The following is a 1,969-nucleotide window of genomic DNA, read 5'->3' as shown; positions in this document are numbered from 1 at the left end:
AATAACAAGCCTGACGATAACCTACTTTCACACTGGTTGCAGCACTATCATCGGCGCAAAGTTGTTTCACGGTCCTGTTCGGGATGGGAAGGGGTGGGACCAACTTGCTATGGTCATCAGGCATAACTTGTACTGGCGCTTGTTCTCTGTGGAGCAACAAGGCCATGAATCTGGAAGAAGCAAAGATTTTGGGTAATGAATTGGTGTATCAACACACACGCAACGTTGTACCGTCTTATCCTCTGTACCTGCTAAGGTTATAGGGACAAGCCGTACGGGCAATTAGTACTGGTTAGCTTAATGCATTACTGCACTTCCACACCCAGCCTATCAACGTCCTGGTCTCGAACGACCCTTCAAAGAGCTCAAGGCTCTGGGAAATCTCATCTCAAGGCAAGTTTCCCGCTTAGATGCTTTCAGCGGTTATCTCTTCCGAACTTAGCTACCCGGCAATGCCACTGGCGTGACAACCGGTACACCAGAGGTTCGTCCACTCCGGTCCTCTCGTACTAGGAGCAGCCCCCTTCAAATTTCCAACGCCCACGGCAGATAGGGACCAAACTGTCTCACGACGTTTTAAACCCAGCTCACGTACCACTTTAAATGGCGAACAGCCATACCCTTGGGACCGGCTACAGCCCCAGGATGTGATGAGCCGACATCGAGGTGCCAAACTCCCCCGTCGATATGAACTCTTGGGAGGAATCAGCCTGTTATCCCCAGAGTACCTTTTATCCGTTGAGCGATGGCCCTTCCATACAGAACCACCGGATCACTATGTCCTACTTTCGTACCTGCTCGACTTGTCAGTCTCGCAGTTAAGCACGCTTATGCCATTGCACTATCAACACGATGTCCGACCGTATCTAGCGTACCTTCGAACTCCTCCGTTACACTTTAGGAGGAGACCGCCCCAGTCAAACTGCCTACCATGCACTGTCCCCGATCCGGATAACGGACCAAGGTTAGAACCTCAAACAAACCAGGGTGGTATTTCAAGGTTGGCTCCACGAGAACTAGCGTCCCCGCTTCAAAGCCTCCCACCTATCCTACACAGATTGGTTCAAAGTCCAATGCAAAGCTACAGTAAAGGTTCATGGGGTCTTTCCGTCTAGCCGCGGGTAGATTGCATCATCACAAACATTTCAACTTCGCTGAGTCTCGGGAGGAGACAGTGTGGCCATCGTTACGCCATTCGTGCAGGTCGGAACTTACCCGACAAGGAATTTCGCTACCTTAGGACCGTTATAGTTACGGCCGCCGTTTACTGGGACTTCAATCAAGAGCTTGCACCCCATCATTTAATCTTCCAGCACCGGGCAGGCGTCACACCCTATACGTCCACTTTCGTGTTTGCAGAGTGCTGTGTTTTTATTAAACAGTCGCAGCCACCAGTTTATTGCAACCCTTTCACCCTCATGGAGTAAACCAATCAAGCTACCGGGGCGTACCTTTTCCCGAAGTTACGGTACCAATTTGCCGAGTTCCTTCTCCCGAGTTCTCTCAAGCGCCTTAGAATACTCATCTCGCCCACCTGTGTCGGTTTGCGGTACGGTCTCGTATGACTGAAGCTTAGAGGCTTTTCTTGGAACCACTTCCGATTGCTTCGTGAACAAGTTCACTCGTCCCATCCCCTTGAATTCCGCGCCCGGATTTGCCTAAGCGCCTTCTATGAGACAGAAACTGACTATTCCAACAGTCAGACAACCTTCCGCGATCCGTCCCCCCATCGCATCATACGACGGTGCAGGAATATTAACCTGCTTCCCATCAGCTACGCATCTCTGCCTCGCCTTAGGGGCCGACTCACCCTGCTCCGATGAACGTTGAACAGGAAACCTTGGGCTTACGGCGTGGAGGCTTTTCACCCCCATTATCGCTACTCATGTCAGCATTCGCACTTCTGATACCTCCAGCATCCTTTACAAGACACCTTCGCAGGCTTACAGAACGCTCTCCTACCATATCT

At 51.1% G+C, this 1,969-nt stretch carries 1 rRNA gene and 1 other annotated feature (1 of these 2 only partly in view); the gene reads right to left on the bottom strand.

From position 1 onward, the window contains the following. Positions 1 to 8: 8 nt before the first annotated feature. Positions 9 to 121, bottom strand: a 5S ribosomal RNA gene (gene rrf, locus BXA07_RS29605). 140 nt (positions 122 to 261) lie between these two features. Continuing rightward, positions 262 to 1,969, bottom strand: a sequence feature (mutual gap in cmsearch alignment for this rRNA model is longer than 100) (it continues 1,277 nt past the right edge of the window).

This window comes from Janthinobacterium sp. TND4EL3, assembly GCF_900156175.1.
Taxonomy (GTDB): domain Bacteria; phylum Pseudomonadota; class Gammaproteobacteria; order Burkholderiales; family Burkholderiaceae_D; genus Janthinobacterium.
The sequence above is the reverse complement of the archived record's forward strand: the minus strand, read 5'-3'. Positions and strand labels throughout refer to the sequence as shown.